The organism is Citrobacter arsenatis (genome assembly GCF_004353845.1).
GTDB classification, from domain to species: domain Bacteria; phylum Pseudomonadota; class Gammaproteobacteria; order Enterobacterales; family Enterobacteriaceae; genus Citrobacter; species Citrobacter arsenatis.
The window spans coordinates 676865-693627 of sequence record NZ_CP037864.1 but is presented as its reverse complement, the minus strand read 5'-3'; the positions used below and the strand labels follow the sequence as shown (position 1 = coordinate 693627).

Genomic DNA, 16763 nt, shown 5'->3' with positions numbered 1-16763 from the left:
ACCCCGTAGGCCGGATAAGCGACAGCGCCATCCGGCATCACAGGTTTAGAACGTTTCCCAGTTATCCCCGGCATCGGTTACCGCAGCTTTGCGCGGCTGGACCGTTGAAACCGGTTTTGCAGCGGCAACGTCACGTGCGCGCTGTTGGTCATGCTGAATACGGAACACGGCAACGGCCTGGGTCAGACGGCTGGCCTGCTCTTCCAGCGCTGCAGCGGCGGCGGCGGATTCTTCCACCAACGAGGCGTTCTGCTGCGTTACGCGATCCATCTCAGCGACAGCCAGACCGACCTGGTCGATACCACGGCTCTGTTCATCAGAAGCAGAGGCGATTTCACCCATGATATCGGTCACGCGGGTTACCGCATTGACGATTTCATCCATGGTTTCACCGGCGCTTTCAACCAGCGTTGAACCCACATCCACACGGCTGACCGAGTCTTCAATCAGGCTTTTAATCTCGCGCGCGGCCTGCGCACTACGCTGGGCCAGGTTACGCACTTCACCCGCAACCACCGCAAAACCACGGCCCTGCTCGCCCGCACGTGCGGCTTCTACCGCGGCGTTGAGCGCCAGAATATTGGTCTGGAAGGCAATGCCATCGATGACGCTGATAATGTCGGCGATTTTCTGCGAACTGGAAGCGATATCGCGCATGGTTTGCACCACGTTATCCACCACTTTGCCGCCTTTCTGCGCGGTTTCAGAAGCGCTCAGTGCCAGATGGCTGGCCTGACGCGCGTTTTCGGCGTTCTGCTTCACGGTCGCCGTCAGCTGTTCCATGCTGGCTGCGGTTTCTTCCAGAGATGCTGCCTGCTGCTCGGTACGCGAGGAGAGATCGTTATTGCCCATCGCAATCTCGCTGGCCCCGCTGTAAATCGCGTTGGCACCGTTACGCACGTCACCCACGGTGTTCATCAGCTCACCCTGCATATGGCGCAGGCTTTCCGCCAGTTGTCCAATCTCGTTGGAACCTTCCACCTCAATACGCTTCACCAAATCACCGCTGGCAATATGACGAATACTTTCAATCAGACGGTTCATTGGGGAAATAAGGGTCAGTTTGATACCAAACCACACCGCAATAATCGCCGCCAGTACGGTAATCAGCACGCAGACCAGTACCCACATCGCCTGGCTGTAAGAGCTGTTGTTATCTTCCACCGCGATGTCATACAGGCGATCGTTCTGCTGCATGTAACTCATGTACTGCTTCTCAAAGCCATCCTGATAGCTCTGCGTCGGTTGATCAAAGAAGGCGTTGATCTTCCCGTCACCGAGTAGCTGGATCAGCTCCGCCAGCGCACCGTGATAGATGTCATAGGTGCGGTTGATCTCCTGGAACGCGGTTTCGCTTTGGCGCGGATCGCGCGGGAGCGACTCGTAAATCGCCCAGTTTTTTTCCGTCAGCTTCAACGCCGTGCTGGCGACTTGCATCAGCTCGGCAACGGTCGCGCCACTGCCGATATTGCTCTGATCCATCATGTAGCGAATACCCGCGCGGTTCAGGGTATTACGCGTTTGCAGCAGCTCAACCCAGGTGGCGTTCAGCGCAGACTGTTGCTGGCGAATAGTTTGCAGAACGGTAAAGTTCTCTTTGTCATTCTTAAGTGAGTTAAAAAACAAGCCGCCAGAGGCGAGCTGTAAAAGGCCAAACAGCGCCAATACCAGCAGTAAGCTGGTAACAATCTTCATTCGTTTTAACATGTTTTCTCTTTCCGCTAGACAGATACTCTGGTTTTCGGCCTGGAAAGAGAAAACTTTAAGGTGCCAGCAATTGCCACCGAATTAACGTTTTCGCATCAAATACCGTTCCCTATGACAAATTACGCAAAAAATTAGTCGTTATGTTGCACCTTAGGTGTAGGATTCCCGTTTTTTAAGGAAAGGATGCTTCTATGTTAAATCGCGATTTTGATCACCTATCCACCCTCGCACACCACTTTTTTGAACGTGAAGATATTCGCCAAAAGCTCAATATCATCGATCAGTACAACATCTCCGGTTGGGAAGTCTGGATGCAGATAGAATTTGCCAATCTGTTGGCTTCGACGGGTCATGAATGGTGGCGTGAACAAACCCTCGCTTGCGATCTGCGAAAAAATCCACAGCGATTGTCTGTGCGTGCAGATTTCTTGTTGCGGAAAAAAGGCTGGACGCAGGATAGCTACATAGCGCTTGAACTCAAACAGAACCAGGATCCGACAAGTTGCGTCAGAAATATGATTGCTGATTTGGTTAAAAGCGCAAAAATTAAACGTTCGGAATTAGAACTGCGTAGCTTCTGGACGCTGGGGGTAACGCCCCGGATAGATAAAGAGCGCCTCGATGAACTCATTGACTACTATCTGGATGAAAAATATTACCTGACTAAATCACGTAAGAAACATGTGTTGCTCAGAGACATCGAACATACGCCTTACTGTTATATCGTAATCTGAGTCTCTCGGTGAGATGCTTTGTCAGTGGGAAAACACGGCATGTAGACAGGCAAACGCTATAATGCCGTGATCTCAATCACATAACTTCCCCCGTTTATCCCCACTGCTTACCGCTCACTGACACTTGGGACCGCTTAAGCTGACATACAACCGCTCACTTATTTACCTTACTTTACGCGCGTAATTCTCTGGCAAGATCCCCCCAACATAGCAGTCAAATAACCTCCTCAAACATAAGATCAAACCCACGCGGCTTCGGCCAATTATTAATTAGATACCAGGTTTTACTATGGATACGAAAAAGATATTCAAGCACATACCCTGGGTGATTCTCGGAATCATCGGTGCATTCTGCCTCTCGGTAGTGGCATTACGTCGGGGTGAACACATTAGTGCCCTATGGATCGTGGTCGCCTCAGTTTCTGTTTATCTGGTGGCCTATCGTTACTACAGCCTGTACATCGCCCAAAAGGTGATGAAACTTGACCCCACGCGTGCCACGCCGGCGGTCATCAACAATGACGGTCTGAACTACGTTCCAACCAACCGTAACGTATTGTTTGGTCACCACTTTGCTGCTATCGCTGGTGCAGGTCCGCTGGTTGGACCGGTACTGGCCGCGCAGATGGGCTACCTGCCCGGTACGCTGTGGCTGCTGGCAGGCGTCGTGCTGGCCGGTGCGGTGCAGGACTTCATGGTACTGTTTATCTCTTCCCGCCGTAACGGCGCATCTCTGGGTGAGATGATCAAAGAAGAGATGGGCCCGATCCCAGGAACCATTGCGCTGTTCGGCTGCTTCTTAATCATGATCATCATCCTCGCCGTACTGGCGCTGATCGTGGTAAAAGCGCTGGCGGAAAGCCCGTGGGGTGTGTTCACCGTTTGCTCAACCGTACCTATCGCGCTGTTCATGGGGATCTACATGCGATTCCTGCGTCCGGGGCGTGTGGGCGAAGTGTCGGTGATTGGTATTGTGCTGCTGGTAGCCTCAATCTACTTCGGCGGCGTGATTGCGCACGACCCGTACTGGGGCCCGGCGCTGACCTTTAAAGATACCACCATTACCTTTACCCTGATCGGTTACGCGTTTATCTCTGCGTTGCTGCCGGTATGGCTGATCCTCGCGCCGCGCGACTATCTGGCGACCTTCCTGAAAATCGGCGTTATCGTCGGTCTGGCTGTGGGGATTGTTATCCTCAACCCGGAACTGAAAATGCCGGCAATGACGCAGTACGTTGATGGTACTGGCCCGCTGTGGAAAGGCGCTCTGTTCCCGTTCCTGTTTATTACCATCGCCTGTGGTGCAGTGTCTGGCTTCCACGCGCTGATTGCTTCCGGTACTACACCGAAGCTGCTGGCCTGTGAAACCGATGCGCGCTTTATCGGTTACGGCGCGATGCTGATGGAATCCTTCGTAGCGATTATGGCGCTGGTTGCTGCGTCTATCATCGAACCGGGTCTGTACTTCGCGATGAACACCCCGCCTGCGGGCCTTGGCATCACCATGCCGAACCTGCATGAAATGAGCGGCGAGAACGCACCGCTGATTATGGCGCAGTTGAAAGATGTTACCGCACATGCGGCAGCGACCGTCAGCTCCTGGGGCTTCGTGATTTCGCCTGAGCAGATCCTGCAGACCGCGAAAGACATCGGTGAACCGTCCGTTCTGAACCGCGCAGGTGGCGCACCAACGCTGGCTGTCGGTATTGCTCACGTATTCCACAAAGTGCTGCCAATGGCTGATATGGGCTTCTGGTACCACTTCGGTATTCTGTTCGAAGCCCTGTTCATCCTGACCGCACTGGATGCAGGTACCCGTTCTGGCCGCTTTATGCTGCAAGATTTGCTGGGTAACTTCGTCCCGTTCCTGAAGAAAACCGACTCCCTGGTTGCAGGCGTTGTAGGTACTGCGGGCTGCGTCGGCCTGTGGGGTTATCTGCTGTATCAAGGCGTTGTTGACCCGCTGGGCGGCGTTAAGAGCCTGTGGCCGCTGTTCGGTATCTCTAACCAGATGCTGGCTGCCGTGGCGCTGGTTCTCGGCACCGTGGTGCTGGTCAAAATGCAACGCACCAAATACATCTGGGTTACCGTTGTTCCGGCTGTATGGCTGCTTATCTGCACCACCTGGGCGCTGGGTCTGAAACTGTTCAGCACCAACCCGCAGATGGAAGGCTTCTTCTTTATGGCGAATCAGTACAAAGAGAAGATTGCTAACGGCGGCGAACTGACCGCGCAGCAGATTGCCAACATGAACCATATCGTCGTGAACAACTACACCAACGCAGGACTGAGTATTCTGTTCCTGGTGGTGGTGTACAGCATCATTTTCTACGGGTTCCGTACCTGGCAGAAAGCCCGCGCCATCAACGGTCGCTCTGATAAAGAGACGCCGTATGTACCGGTGCCGGAAGGCGGCGTGAAGACATCTTCACACCACTAACCTGAAGCCGGGTGACGCACAGCGCTCCCGGCCTACAAAGTAAAGTTAACGTAGGCCGGATCAGGCGCAAGCCGCCATCCGGCTTTATTCATTAACAGGGCGATTTATGTTTGGTACTTTAGGTCAGGCAAAAAAGTATCTCGGTCAGGCGGCGAAGATGCTGATTGGTATTCCGGACTACGACAACTACGTCGAGCACATGAAGACCAACCATCCCGATAAGCCGTACATGACCTACGAAGAATTCTTCCGTGAGCGCCAGGAAGCCCGCTACGGTAGCGGCGGAAGCAGTTGCTGTTAGAAGGAGAAGTGAATGACCCCGATTGCAGTTACCCTACTCACCGGTTTTCTTGGCGCGGGTAAAACCACCCTGCTGCGCCATATTCTCAACGAGCAGCACGGTTACAAGATTGCCGTCATCGAAAACGAATTCGGCGAAGTCTCGGTGGACGATCAGCTGATTGGCGATCGCGCTACGCAGATCAAAACTCTGACCAACGGCTGCATTTGCTGTACCCGCTCCAGTGAGCTGGAAGACGCGCTGTTAGACCTGCTCGACAACCTCGATAAAGGCACCATCAATTTCGACCGTCTGGTGATCGAGTGTACCGGTATGGCCGACCCCGGCCCGATTATCCAGACCTTTTTCTCCCATGAAGTGATTTGCGAACGCTACCTGCTGGACGGCGTAATTGCGCTGGTTGACGCGGTACATGCCGATGAGCAGATGAACCAGTTCACCATCGCCCAGTCGCAGGTAGGCTATGCCGACCGCATCCTGCTGACCAAAACCGACGTCGCAGGTGAAAGCGAAAAACTGCGTGAGCGCCTGGCGCGCATCAACGCCCGTGCGCCGATTTACACCGTGACGCATGGCGACATCGACCTTTCCCTGCTGTTCGACACCAATGGTTTTATGCTGGAAGAGAACGTAGTCAGCGCCAAACCGCGCTTCCACTTTATCGCCGACAAGCAAAACGATATCACCTCGATCGTCGTCGAACTGGATTATCCAGTGAACATCAGCGACGTGTCGCGAGTGATGGAAAACCTGCTGCTGGAATCCGCCGAGAAACTGCTGCGCTACAAAGGCATGCTGTGGATTGAAGGCGAACCGAACCGCCTGCTGTTCCAGGGCGTCCAGCGCCTGTACAGCGCCGACTGGGATCGCCCGTGGGGCGATGAACAACCGCACAGCCTGTTGGTGTTTATTGGCATTAACCTGCCGGAAGACGAGATCAGAGCCGCATTTGCGGGATTGAAGAAGTAATCCCCTGCTGAATTGCCCGGTGGCGCGATGTGACCGGGCCAGGAAAAGACTCTCCCCGTAGGCCGGATCAGGCGCAGCCGCCATCCGGCATGGGTTTAGCGCTGATACGCAGCCACAAAAGTCACTTGATTTCTTGGCCAGAAGAAACACGGATGCCCACAACGTGTTCCATCACCATTACCCGCAATCAGGTTCCAGTGTTACCACTACTCAAAGTAATCCATATCGAGCTTTGGCAACTTGAGTAAACGTGAGGATACGCCAATATCATTATCAATCATCAGATGCACCAGCCTGTCGCCATCCACCAGCACCAGACCTTCGACTTTGTTAGCATAGTCTCTGGCATGCGCCGTAAAGCCAGAGGTGGTAATAAAGACACCACGTTTCACTTTTTGCTCAGGCAATGCACCATAAAAGCCTCTGACTTCAGCGCTCCCAACGGTACATTTCCAGCGTTTGGCCTGAACGTAGACTTTTTCCAGCCCGAGCTTATCGAGAGAGATAATACCGTCAATGCCACCATCGCCGGTTCCCCCTACGCGCTGCAAATCACCGCGATGACCGCCATATCCCAGGCGATGCAGTACATCTAACACAATCACTTCAAAACGCGCGGGCGAAACCTGAAGCAGATTCTCCAGAAGCTCTTCGGCAACAGATTCACGAATCTCATTGAGCGCTTGCTCCAGGCGATCGTCCGGGCTGCTTCGGGCAAGCTCACCCTCCTCAATCGATTCTGGCTGTGGATCTAACGCCACCGCATCCGCCTGCTTACTGAGCTTCACACCGTTAAAATCAAAAGCAAAATGGCTCACTTCCTGCTCGGTCATCGACTGCGGATGCGAGGCAACCCAGCTCATTCCCGCGGGTGTTAAACACCATTTTCCCCGTGATAGACTTTGCGAGAATCCGGCACGTTTGAGGCGATCGTGCGCCCAACCGGTGCGGTTCTGATACGTTAGCTGCCCACTGGTAATCGTCTCTGCACGCTGCTGTTCATCTAACCCAAGCATTTCGGCTGCGGCTTCACGCACCTCTCTGACCAAAGCGCCCTCGGGTCGAGTGGCCAGGAAACGCAACACTGGTTCAATAAATTTGTCATATGTTGGAACAGCCATAAATCATCCCTGCCATTGATATAAATCAGATAACCCTCTCAGGAACTATATTCCTCAATAACACATTAAGAAAGAATCGGTTACTCTCTTATCGTTCATTGATTGAACGGAACATGAAGGCTACCATGAGGCCTGATAGCTCCCATTACGATTTGGGGTAATAGATTCATCCCCGCTCAGGATCTGGATAGATAACAATGGAAAAATCCAACTTCGTTTTTCTGAAAGGCGTTAACGACTTCATTTATGCCATTGCCTGCGCGGCGGAAAATAATTACCCCGACGACCCCAACACCACCCTCATTAAAATGCGCATGTTTGGCGAAGCCACCGCGAAACATCTCGGCCAGTTGCTGGATATACCCGCCTGCGAAAACCAGCATGACCTGCTGCGCGAACTGGGCAAGATTGCGTTTATTGATGACAGCATCCTTTCCGTTTTCCATAAGCTTCGCCGTATCGGCAATCAGGCCGTTCACGAATACCATAACGATCTCGATGATGCCCAGATGTGTCTGCGCCTCGGATTCCGTCTTGCCGTTTGGTACTACCGACTGGTGACCAAAGATTACGATTTCCCGGTGCCAACGTTTGTGATGCCTGAGCACGGCGAGGATCGCTACCACGCTGAAGTTCTCACTCTCAAACAGCAGCTGGAGCAACAGGCACAGGAAAAAGTACACAGCCAGGCAGAGCTGGAAGCTCAGCAGCAACGCTTAATTGCACTCAATGGCTACATTGCCGTTCTCGAAGGTAAGCAACAGGAAACCGAAGCCCAGACCAAAGCGCGTCTGGCCGCGCTGGAGGCACAGCTTGCGGCAAAAGATGCCGAACTGGCGAAGCAAACCGAACAGGAACGTAAGGCCTACCACAAAGAGATCACCGACCAGGCTATCAAGCGCACGCTGAATCTCAGCGAAGAAGAGAGTCGCTTCCTGATTGACGCCCAGTTACGTAAAGCGGGCTGGCAGGCTGATAGCAAAACGTTACGCTTTGCCAAAGGCGCTCGCCCGGAACCCGGCGTCAACAAAGCGATAGCCGAATGGCCGACGGGTACAGATGAAACGGGTAAAACAGGCTTTGCCGATTACGTGCTGTTCGTTGGCCTTAAGCCCATTGCCGTCGTTGAAGCAAAACGCAAAAATACCGATGTGCCCAGCAAGCTCAACGAATCTTACCGCTACAGCAAATACTTCAATAACGCCTTCTTACGCGACACGCTGCTGGAGCACTACGCTCCCGACGAAGTACACGAAGCCGTGCCGGAGTATGAAATCAGCTGGCAGGACACCAGCGGTAAACAGCGCTTTAAAATCCCTTTCTGCTATTCCACCAACGGGCGCGAATACCGCGCGGCGATGAAGACCAAAAGCGGCATCTGGTATCGCGACGTCCGCCACACCACCAACATGTCAAAAGCGTTGCCGGAATGGCATCGCCCGGAAGAATTGCTGGATATGCTGGGCAGCGACCCGCAGAAACAAAACCAGTGGTTTACTGAAAACCCCGGAATGAGCGAACTCGGCCTGCGCTATTACCAGGAAGATGCCGTCCGCGCGGTGGAAAAGGCTATCGTTAACGGCCAGCAAGCGATCCTGCTGGCAATGGCGACCGGTACCGGTAAAACCCGTACCGCCATCGCCCTGATGTTCCGTCTGATCCAGTCGCAGCGTTTCAAACGCGTTCTGTTCCTGGTCGACCGTCGCTCGCTTGGCGAACAGGCGCTGGGGTCGTTTGAAGACACACGCATTAACGGCGACACCTTTAACAGCATTTTTGATATCAAAGGCTTGACCGACAAATTCCCGGAAGACAGCACCAAAATCCACGTCGCCACCGTGCAGTCTCTGGTCAAGCGCACGCTGCAATCTGATGAACCGATGCCGGTCGGCCGCTACGACTGTATCGTCGTCGATGAAGCACACCGCGGCTACATTCTCGATAAAGAGCAGACCGAAGGCGAGCTGCAGTTTCGCAGCCAGCTGGATTACGTTTCCGCCTACCGTCGCATTCTCGACCACTTCGATGCGGTAAAAATTGCCCTGACCGCTACGCCAGCGCTGCACACGGTCGATATTTTCGGTGAACCGGTTTACCGCTATACCTACCGTACGGCGGTGATCGACGGCTACCTGATTGACCAGGATCCGCCTATTCAGATCGTCACCCGCAACGCGCAGGATGGCGTCTATCTATCCGAAGGTGAACAGGTGGAACGCCTGAACCCACAGGGCGAGCTGATCAACGACACGCTGGCCGACGATCAGGATTTTGAGGTCGCCGACTTTAACCGTGGCCTGGTGATCCCGGCGTTTAACCGCGCGGTATGCGGCGAGCTCACCAAATATCTGGATCCCACCGGGCAGCAAAAAACGCTGGTGTTCTGCGTCACCAACGCCCATGCCGACATGGTGGTTGATGAGCTGCGTACCGCGTTTAAGAAAAAGTACCCGCAGCTGGAGCACGACGCGATCATCAAGATCACCGGTGATGCCGATAAAGACGCGAAGAAAGTGCAAAGCATGATCGTCCGCTTCAACAAAGAGCGGCTACCCAATATCGTGGTCACCGTCGACCTGCTAACCACCGGCGTGGATATTCCGTCTATCTGTAATATTGTGTTCCTGCGCAAAGTCAAAAGCCGCATTCTCTACGAGCAGATGAAGGGTCGCGCCACGCGTCTGTGCCCGTCAGTAGGGAAAACCAGCTTTAAGATTTTCGACTGCGTGGATATCTACAGCTCGCTGGAAAGCGTCGACACCATGCGCCCGGTGGTTGTGCGTCCGCAGGTGGAGCTGCGAACGCTGGTCAACGAAATTACCGACTCAGAAACCTATAAAACTATCGAAGCGGATGGTCGCAGCTTCGCCGAGCACAGTCATGAGCAGTTAGTCGCCAAGCTGCAGCGCATTATCGGCCTCGCCACCTTTAACCGCGACCGTAGCGAAACGGTGGATAAGCAAGTACGTCGTCTGGACGAACTTTGCCTGGATGCCGCAGGCGTCAACTTCGGCGGCCTGGCCTCACGCCTGCGGGAAAAAGGGCCGCACTGGAGCGCCGAGATTTTCAATAAGCTTCCCGGCTTTATCGCCCGCCTCGAAAGGCTTAAAACCGATATCAACGCCCTGCGCGAGGCCCCTATTTTCCTCGATATTGACGATGAGGTGGTAAGCGTCAAATCGCTGTACGGCGATTACGACACGCCGCAGGATTTCCTCGAAGCCTTCGATGCGCTGGTGCAACACGCTCCTAACGCCCAGCCGGCGCTGCAGGCGGTGATCAATCGCCCGCGCGACCTCACCCGTAAAGGGCTGGTGGAATTGCAGGAGTGGTTTGACCGCCAGCATTTTGAAGAGTCCTCCCTGCGCAGCGCGTGGAAAGCAACGCGCAATCAGGATATCGCCGCCAGGCTGATTGGCCATATCCGTCGTGCGGCGGTGGGCGATGCGCTCAAACCGTTCGACGAACGTGTCGACCACGCGCTGGCGCGTATCAAAGGCGAGAACGACTGGAGCGACGAACAGCTAAGCTGGCTCGACCGTTTAGCGCAGGCGCTAAAAGAGAAAGTGGTGCTCGACGACGACGTGTTCAAAACCGGCAATTTCCACCGCCGCGGCGGTAAGCCAATGTTACAACGCACCTTTGACGACAACCTCGACAGCGTGCTGGATAAGTTCAGCGATTACATCTGGGACGAACTGGCTTAAGAGGGTATCATCCCCGTTTTCGCCGGATGGCGGCGATGCCTTATCCGGCCTACAGGGTTACGTGTAGGCCTGATAAGCGAAGCGCCATCAGGCATTTGAAACGCTCAATCACTTTTGCGACCCACAATGGTGGTCGCCATGTCAAATGGGATCTTCAATGAACAATAACGATCTGGTCGCCAAGCTGTGGAAACTGTGCGACAACCTGCGCGACGGCGGCGTCTCCTATCAAAACTACGTCAATGAACTCGCCTCGCTGCTGTTTTTGAAAATGTGCAAAGAGACCGGCCAGGAAGCGGACTACCTGCCGGAAGGCTACCGCTGGGATGACCTGAAATCGCGTATTGGCCAGGAGCAGTTGCAGTTTTACCGTAACCTGCTGGTACATCTGGGCGCGGACGAGAAAAAGCTGGTGCAGGCAGTGTTCCAGAACGTCAACACCACCATCACTCAACCGAAGCAGCTGACCGAGCTGGTGAGCAGTATGGACTCACTGGACTGGTACAACGGCGCTCACGGTAAGTCCCGCGACGACTTCGGCGATATGTACGAAGGGCTGCTGCAAAAGAACGCTAACGAAACTAAATCTGGCGCGGGCCAGTACTTCACCCCACGCCCGCTGATCAAAACCATTATCCATCTGCTGAAGCCGCAGCCGCGTGAAGTGGTGCAGGACCCGGCGGCGGGAACGGCGGGCTTTTTGATTGAAGCCGACCGTTATGTGAAATCGCAGACTCACGATCTGGATGACCTTGATGGTGACACTCAAGATTTCCAGATCCACCGCGCGTTTATCGGCCTTGAACTGGTGCCCGGCACCCGTCGTCTGGCGCTGATGAACTGTCTGCTGCACGATATCGAAGGCAACCTCGACCACGGCGGCGCCATCCGTCTGGGCAACACGCTGGGCAGCGACGGCGAGAATTTACCGCAGGCCGATATTGTCGCCACCAACCCACCGTTTGGCAGCGCCGCGGGCACCAACATTACCCGCACCTTCGTCCACCCGACCAGCAACAAACAGCTGTGCTTTATGCAGCATATTATCGAAACCCTGCGCCCCGGCGGCCGCGCGGCGGTGGTGGTGCCGGATAACGTGCTGTTTGAAGGTGGCAAGGGTACCGATATTCGTCGCGACCTGATGGACAAATGCCATCTGCACACCATCCTGCGTCTGCCGACCGGCATCTTTTACGCCCAGGGCGTCAAAACCAACGTGCTGTTCTTTACCAAAGGCACGGTAGCCAATCCGAACCAGGATAAAAACTGCACCGATGACGTGTGGGTGTATGACCTGCGGACCAATATGCCGAGCTTCGGCAAGCGCACGCCGTTTACCGAGCAGCACCTGCAGCCGTTTGAAACCGTCTACGGTGAAGATCCGCACGGCTTAAGCCCGCGTACCGAAGGCGAGTGGAGCTTTAACGCCGAAGAGAGCGAAGTCGCCGACAGCGAAGAGAACAAAAACACCGACCAGCACCAGGCCACCAGCCGCTGGCGCAAGTTCAGCCGCGAGTGGATCCGCGCGGCGAAATCCGATTCACTGGATATCTCCTGGCTGAAGGATAAGGACAGCATTGACGCCGACAGCCTGCCGGAGCCGGACGTGCTGGCGGCAGAGGCGATGGGCGAACTGGTGCAGGCGCTGGGCGAGCTGGATGCACTGATGCGCGAGCTGGGCGCGGGCGATGAAGCGGATGCGCAGCGCCAGTTGCTGAATGAAGCATTTGGTGAGGTGAAGGAATGAGTTTAAAAAATATTCCAACGAATTGGTGTGTAAGTACAATTGGTGATGTTAATAATTATAACTCATTAACTTTTAACCCAAAATCGTTCCAAGAGGACACATTCGAGTTGTATAGCGTCCCCAGTTTTGCATCTGGTTCCCCAGAAGTGCTCTTGGGAAAGGATATAGCTTCCAATAAACAATATATTAAGTTTAAAGATATTTTATTATGCAAGATTAATCCTCGTATTAATCGTGTGTGGTGCGTAAAAGAAAACACAGAGTTCCCTCAAATAGGTTCATCAGAATGGATTGTAATTAGGCAACCGTTAATTCATGAGGGTTTTTTGACCTATTTTTTACAAACACAATCTTTTAGAGATCTGCTTTGCTCCGATGTTTCTGGAGTTGGTGGTTCCCTTACAAGAGCGCAGCCCAAAAGAGTCGCTACATACCATGTTCCTATAGCTCCTTTTCAGGAGCAAAAAATAATCGCCGAAAAACTCGATACGCTGCTGGCGCAGGTAGACAGTACCAAAGCACGTCTTGAGCAAATCCCACAAATCCTGAAACGTTTTCGTCAGGCGGTATTAACTACAGCTGTATATGGCTCCTTAACTAAAGAGTGGCGAGAAAACAAGAAAATACATGCACCAACGCCTACTACGCTAGAAGCATTGATAAACAGCATAGATCAAGGTTGGAGCCCAAAATGTGAAAATTATCCGGCAGACAAACATGAATGGGGTGTAATTAAAACCACTGCCGTACAACCGGGGTATTTTATTAGTGACGGGAATAAAAAATTACCATCATCGCTAGCACCAAAATTTAATTTATCGTTAAAAAAAGATGATATTTTAATAACACGTGCAGGTCCTCGCTCTAGATGTGGGATTACTTGTATAGTTAATCAAGATTATCCATACCTGATGATATGTGATAAGGTTTATAGAGTCAGAGTTAACCATCAAAAAATATTAAGTGGTTTTTTAAATTGGTGTTTAAACTCCCCTAAATATTTAGAAATAATTGAAAGAATAAAAACAGGTTCTTCTGACAGCGGTATGAACCTAACTCAAAAAAAATTCTTATCATTTACTATAAATGTTCCAGATATTTTAGAACAACAAGAAATCGTCCGCCGCGTCGAACAGCTCTTCGCCTACGCCGACACCATTGAAAAGCAGGTCAACAGCGCCCTGACCCGCGTCAACAACCTCACCCAGTCAATCCTGGCGAAGGCCTTCCGCGGCGAGCTTACCGCCCAGTGGCGTGCTGACAACCCTGATCTCATCAGCGGTGAAAACAGCGCCGCCGCGCTGCTGGAAAAAATCAAGGCCGAACGCGCCGCCAGCGGCGGTAAAAAAACCTCGCGTAAAAAAGCCTGATACTTATTTCAAGCGCACCTGACCGGTGCGCTTTTTTACACTTAATCCTTCAAGCTGCCTCGGCGTTGGCTGCGTTCGCTCACCCCAGTCACGTATTTATATACGCTCCTGGGGACTCGTTCTCTTGCCGCCTTGATGCAACTCGAATGATTTTGTGTATATTATTTTCCCGCAATCATAACCATCAAAAATATATCCAGTTTATTCCTGAACATTCCCATTACAGTCTATTTTCAGCTGGACTTTTCTTTTATTTACTGATGATATATACAGGTATTTAGCGCGATATGACCGTGCGGGAACACGGCCATATCACTCATCACAATCACTATTTATCAGGAATAGCCATCATGACTACCGTCCATTCTATTGCAGATCCGTGCGATCCAGAAGTCTCCCCGGCAAATAATCGTCTGGGTACCGTCACTTATGCGAGTCGTTATCCGGATTACACGCATGTTCCGGCAATTATTATGAAAGGCCAGTGGCTGGAAGCCGCCGGTTTCGCCACCGGCTGTAGATTCGATGTCAGAGTGATGCCCGGCTGCATTGTGCTGACGACAAAGCTGCCGGAGCCGGAAGAACCGGCGTTATTGCAGTCGCTGCGTCGGGTGTGCAAGCTGTCGGCGCGTAAGCAACAGCAGGTACAGGAGTTTATCGAGGTAATTTCGGCGAAGTCGCTCAGGCAGAAATAACCGCCCTGATGCCCGGTGGCGCTGCGCTTACCGGGCCTACAAATGGGACTTTCCCGTAGGCCGGATCAGGCGCAGCCGCCATCCGGCACGTCCCACCTTAGCGGAATAAGGTATCTACATTTTTATCGTTCTGCTCCGCCTTTACTCAGGAAGATCCGTCAGCGTGTTGACATCAAGCGGTATAGTCGTTCTGCCATTGAAAGGGTGTGCATTCTCTCCCTGACTCGTCAGGTCGCGACGCGGGGTGACAGCCGGTGTTGCTTTTTGTACCACAGGCTTCACTGACGGTTTTTTTTGCGCGGACGCTCTCCCTGCGGGCTGTTGTGTTGAGGGAGTCTGTAACGGAACAGATGCCCCCACTTCTGAAATAAACAGTGGGTTAAACTCGATAAATCCAGCAACGCTGCTGCTTATCGCACTGTAGCCAATAGCGACCGGATACGGGAATGTTTGTACCATCGAGACTCCCATACTGGAAACGCTGGTGACGGTTCCCGAAGCCCCCGGGGCAGAAGGCGTCATTGACTGCGCCAGTTGATACATAGATTTTTGCAGAGCAGTAAGCTGAGTCTGTAACGACTGCCCATTTTGGTTCTCCGGCGTAGAGCCGCTGGATCCTCCACTACTGCCGCTGCCGCCGACAGAGGGTTTAATTTTTACCAGTTCGTTTTCAATATCCTGCGCCTGTTTTGATAATTCCACCAGCCTGGCAACCGTTGCCGACCCCTGCATACTAAACCCTTTATCAGACGTGATTGAAACATTAATGCGTCTGGTGTAATAAACATCAGTTACAAAAACAATACCCGGTTTTAGATCGCTATATTGTGAATCACGCGAACGTAAACCATTAATTCTGGCGTTCATCACCTCTTGCAGATAATAAAGATCGTAAATATTATTAATTGATAATGAGTGTCGATACTCTCGATACTTTTGCAAAGCACGCCGCAGATCGATGCTGATCATTTCAGCATTAGGCACCGAATATGAGACGGTATAATTCGCTTTTCCTCCGGCTCCACCTGCTATTCCCCATGCTCCTGTCGGAACATTGATACCTAAAGCCCCTTCAGTTGAGGACGCAAATGTAAAACCAGGAAATGCCACAACACCATTAATACGTTTTTTGCTTTCGGGATAAGGATAGAAGGGTTCAGGTATGCTATTTCCTCCCTTACCATCAGGCATTGTTCCCGTCAGCGGCAATTCCATGACCTGCTGTTCATTACTCAGTTCTTTGCTCATATCTACGTGATCGTAGCGCAATGGCCTGATCATATAATATTTTGCGGGTAAGCGATTTATCGTTCTGTCACTCGCAATCGGGACAATATAGATATCTCCAGGGAAGAAGCGTTCCCTTGGGGGGTATAGCGGATAAATCCCCAGTTGACTGGTATTTTTTGACCACTCTTGCGCGACCACTCCCGGTTTATTACTGCTGCAACTCACCACCATCATCACGCAACTGGTCATAAATACCAGATATAAACTCCGCGTCATTTTTTTATTCATTGCGCATTCCCCCTACGACTTTTAAGGTAAGGTTAAGCGTTGAATAAACCCTTTTATGTCAGAAGATCGTGTTGTCCTGTTCTGGTAAATCATTCGCCAGTGGTATTTTTTAATGAGCAGGTTGGAAAAACAGCTCAACCCGCTCCAGACATCTGTCAATTGACAACTAATCACTCCACCTGATCGCGTCGCAGCCCTACGTCCCGCAGCCGCTCGTCGCTCATCTGTTGCAATATACGCCGCGTTTGCGCTCGCAGCCGCCACGCCTTGTATGCCCGCCAGATCAGTACAAACCCAATAAACGGCTGCTTTGCTTTATTCTCGTGAAATTCCATACCTTGCCTCCCCGCCTTGCCAGAGGCTTTATCTTCACGGATCTGGTCCTGAACAATACAGACTCACAAAGTACTTTTATTTAACATACAGAATGGTTAAAAAGAGTTCTGCATCGCTT

Annotated in this window: 12 protein-coding genes; 8 read left to right on the top strand and 4 right to left on the bottom strand. The window is 52.4% G+C overall.

Annotated features, from left to right (window positions below; all coding sequences use genetic code 11):
* Positions 1-45: 45 nt before the first annotated feature.
* Positions 46-1707 (bottom strand): methyl-accepting chemotaxis protein, encoded by a 1662-nt coding sequence (tsr, locus tag E1B03_RS04250; RefSeq protein ID WP_133085729.1) that lies wholly within the window; start codon positions 1705-1707, stop codon positions 46-48.
* 191 nt (positions 1708-1898) lie between these two features.
* Between tsr and E1B03_RS04245 the strand changes: the two genes are divergently transcribed.
* The 4 genes from E1B03_RS04245 (at position 1899) to yjiA (ending at position 6151) form a co-directional block, all read left to right on the top strand.
* Entirely contained in the window at positions 1899-2441 is a 543-nt protein-coding gene (locus tag E1B03_RS04245; protein WP_003830032.1) for a hypothetical protein, read from the top strand.
* Between the two features lie 289 nt (positions 2442-2730).
* Positions 2731-4881, top strand: coding sequence for a pyruvate/proton symporter BtsT (gene btsT / locus E1B03_RS04240; RefSeq protein WP_103768491.1), 2151 nt, complete (start codon positions 2731-2733; stop codon positions 4879-4881).
* A gap of 106 nt (positions 4882-4987) precedes the next feature.
* Complete coding sequence (locus E1B03_RS04235; RefSeq protein ID WP_003830038.1) at positions 4988-5182, top strand: YbdD/YjiX family protein; 195 nt, start codon at positions 4988-4990, stop codon at positions 5180-5182.
* A 12-nt stretch (positions 5183-5194) separates the two neighbouring features.
* Positions 5195-6151, top strand: coding sequence for a GTPase (gene yjiA / locus E1B03_RS04230; RefSeq protein ID WP_103768492.1), 957 nt, complete (start codon positions 5195-5197; stop codon positions 6149-6151).
* A gap of 206 nt (positions 6152-6357) precedes the next feature.
* Here yjiA and E1B03_RS04225 read toward each other — a convergent pair whose 3' ends face one another.
* A complete protein-coding gene (locus E1B03_RS04225) occupies positions 6358-7272 on the bottom strand; it encodes a restriction endonuclease (RefSeq protein WP_133085728.1) in 915 nt (304 codons plus the stop codon).
* Between the two features lie 197 nt (positions 7273-7469).
* Here E1B03_RS04225 and hsdR point away from each other — a divergent pair, with 197 nt between their 5' ends.
* From hsdR to symE, 4 genes are all read left to right on the top strand, one after another.
* Complete coding sequence (gene hsdR, locus E1B03_RS04220) at positions 7470-10979, top strand: type I restriction-modification system endonuclease (protein ID WP_133085727.1); 3510 nt, start codon at positions 7470-7472, stop codon at positions 10977-10979.
* A gap of 157 nt (positions 10980-11136) precedes the next feature.
* A complete protein-coding gene (hsdM, locus tag E1B03_RS04215) occupies positions 11137-12726 on the top strand; it encodes a type I restriction-modification system methyltransferase (protein ID WP_133085726.1) in 1590 nt (529 codons plus the stop codon).
* On the top strand, positions 12723-14096 hold the full coding sequence (locus E1B03_RS04210) for a restriction endonuclease subunit S (RefSeq protein WP_133085725.1): 1374 nt from the start codon (positions 12723-12725) through the stop codon (positions 14094-14096). Before hsdM ends, E1B03_RS04210 begins: the two co-directional genes overlap by 4 nt.
* 350 nt (positions 14097-14446) lie before the next feature.
* Positions 14447-14791 carry an endoribonuclease SymE gene (symE, locus tag E1B03_RS04205; protein WP_133085724.1) on the top strand — a complete coding sequence of 115 codons (345 nt, stop codon included), beginning with the start codon at positions 14447-14449 and terminating at the stop codon, positions 14789-14791.
* Positions 14792-14932: 141 nt separating this feature from the next.
* On the opposite strand, the gene E1B03_RS04200 is transcribed toward symE, so the two are convergent.
* The gene (locus E1B03_RS04200; RefSeq protein WP_133085723.1) at positions 14933-16309 is read right to left on the bottom strand and encodes a hypothetical protein; all 1377 of its coding nucleotides are present in this window, start codon (positions 16307-16309) and stop codon (positions 14933-14935) included.
* A 170-nt stretch (positions 16310-16479) separates the two neighbouring features.
* Positions 16480-16644 (bottom strand): DUF1127 domain-containing protein, encoded by a 165-nt coding sequence (locus E1B03_RS04195; protein ID WP_103768499.1) that lies wholly within the window; start codon positions 16642-16644, stop codon positions 16480-16482.
* Positions 16645-16763: the final 119 nt, after the last annotated feature.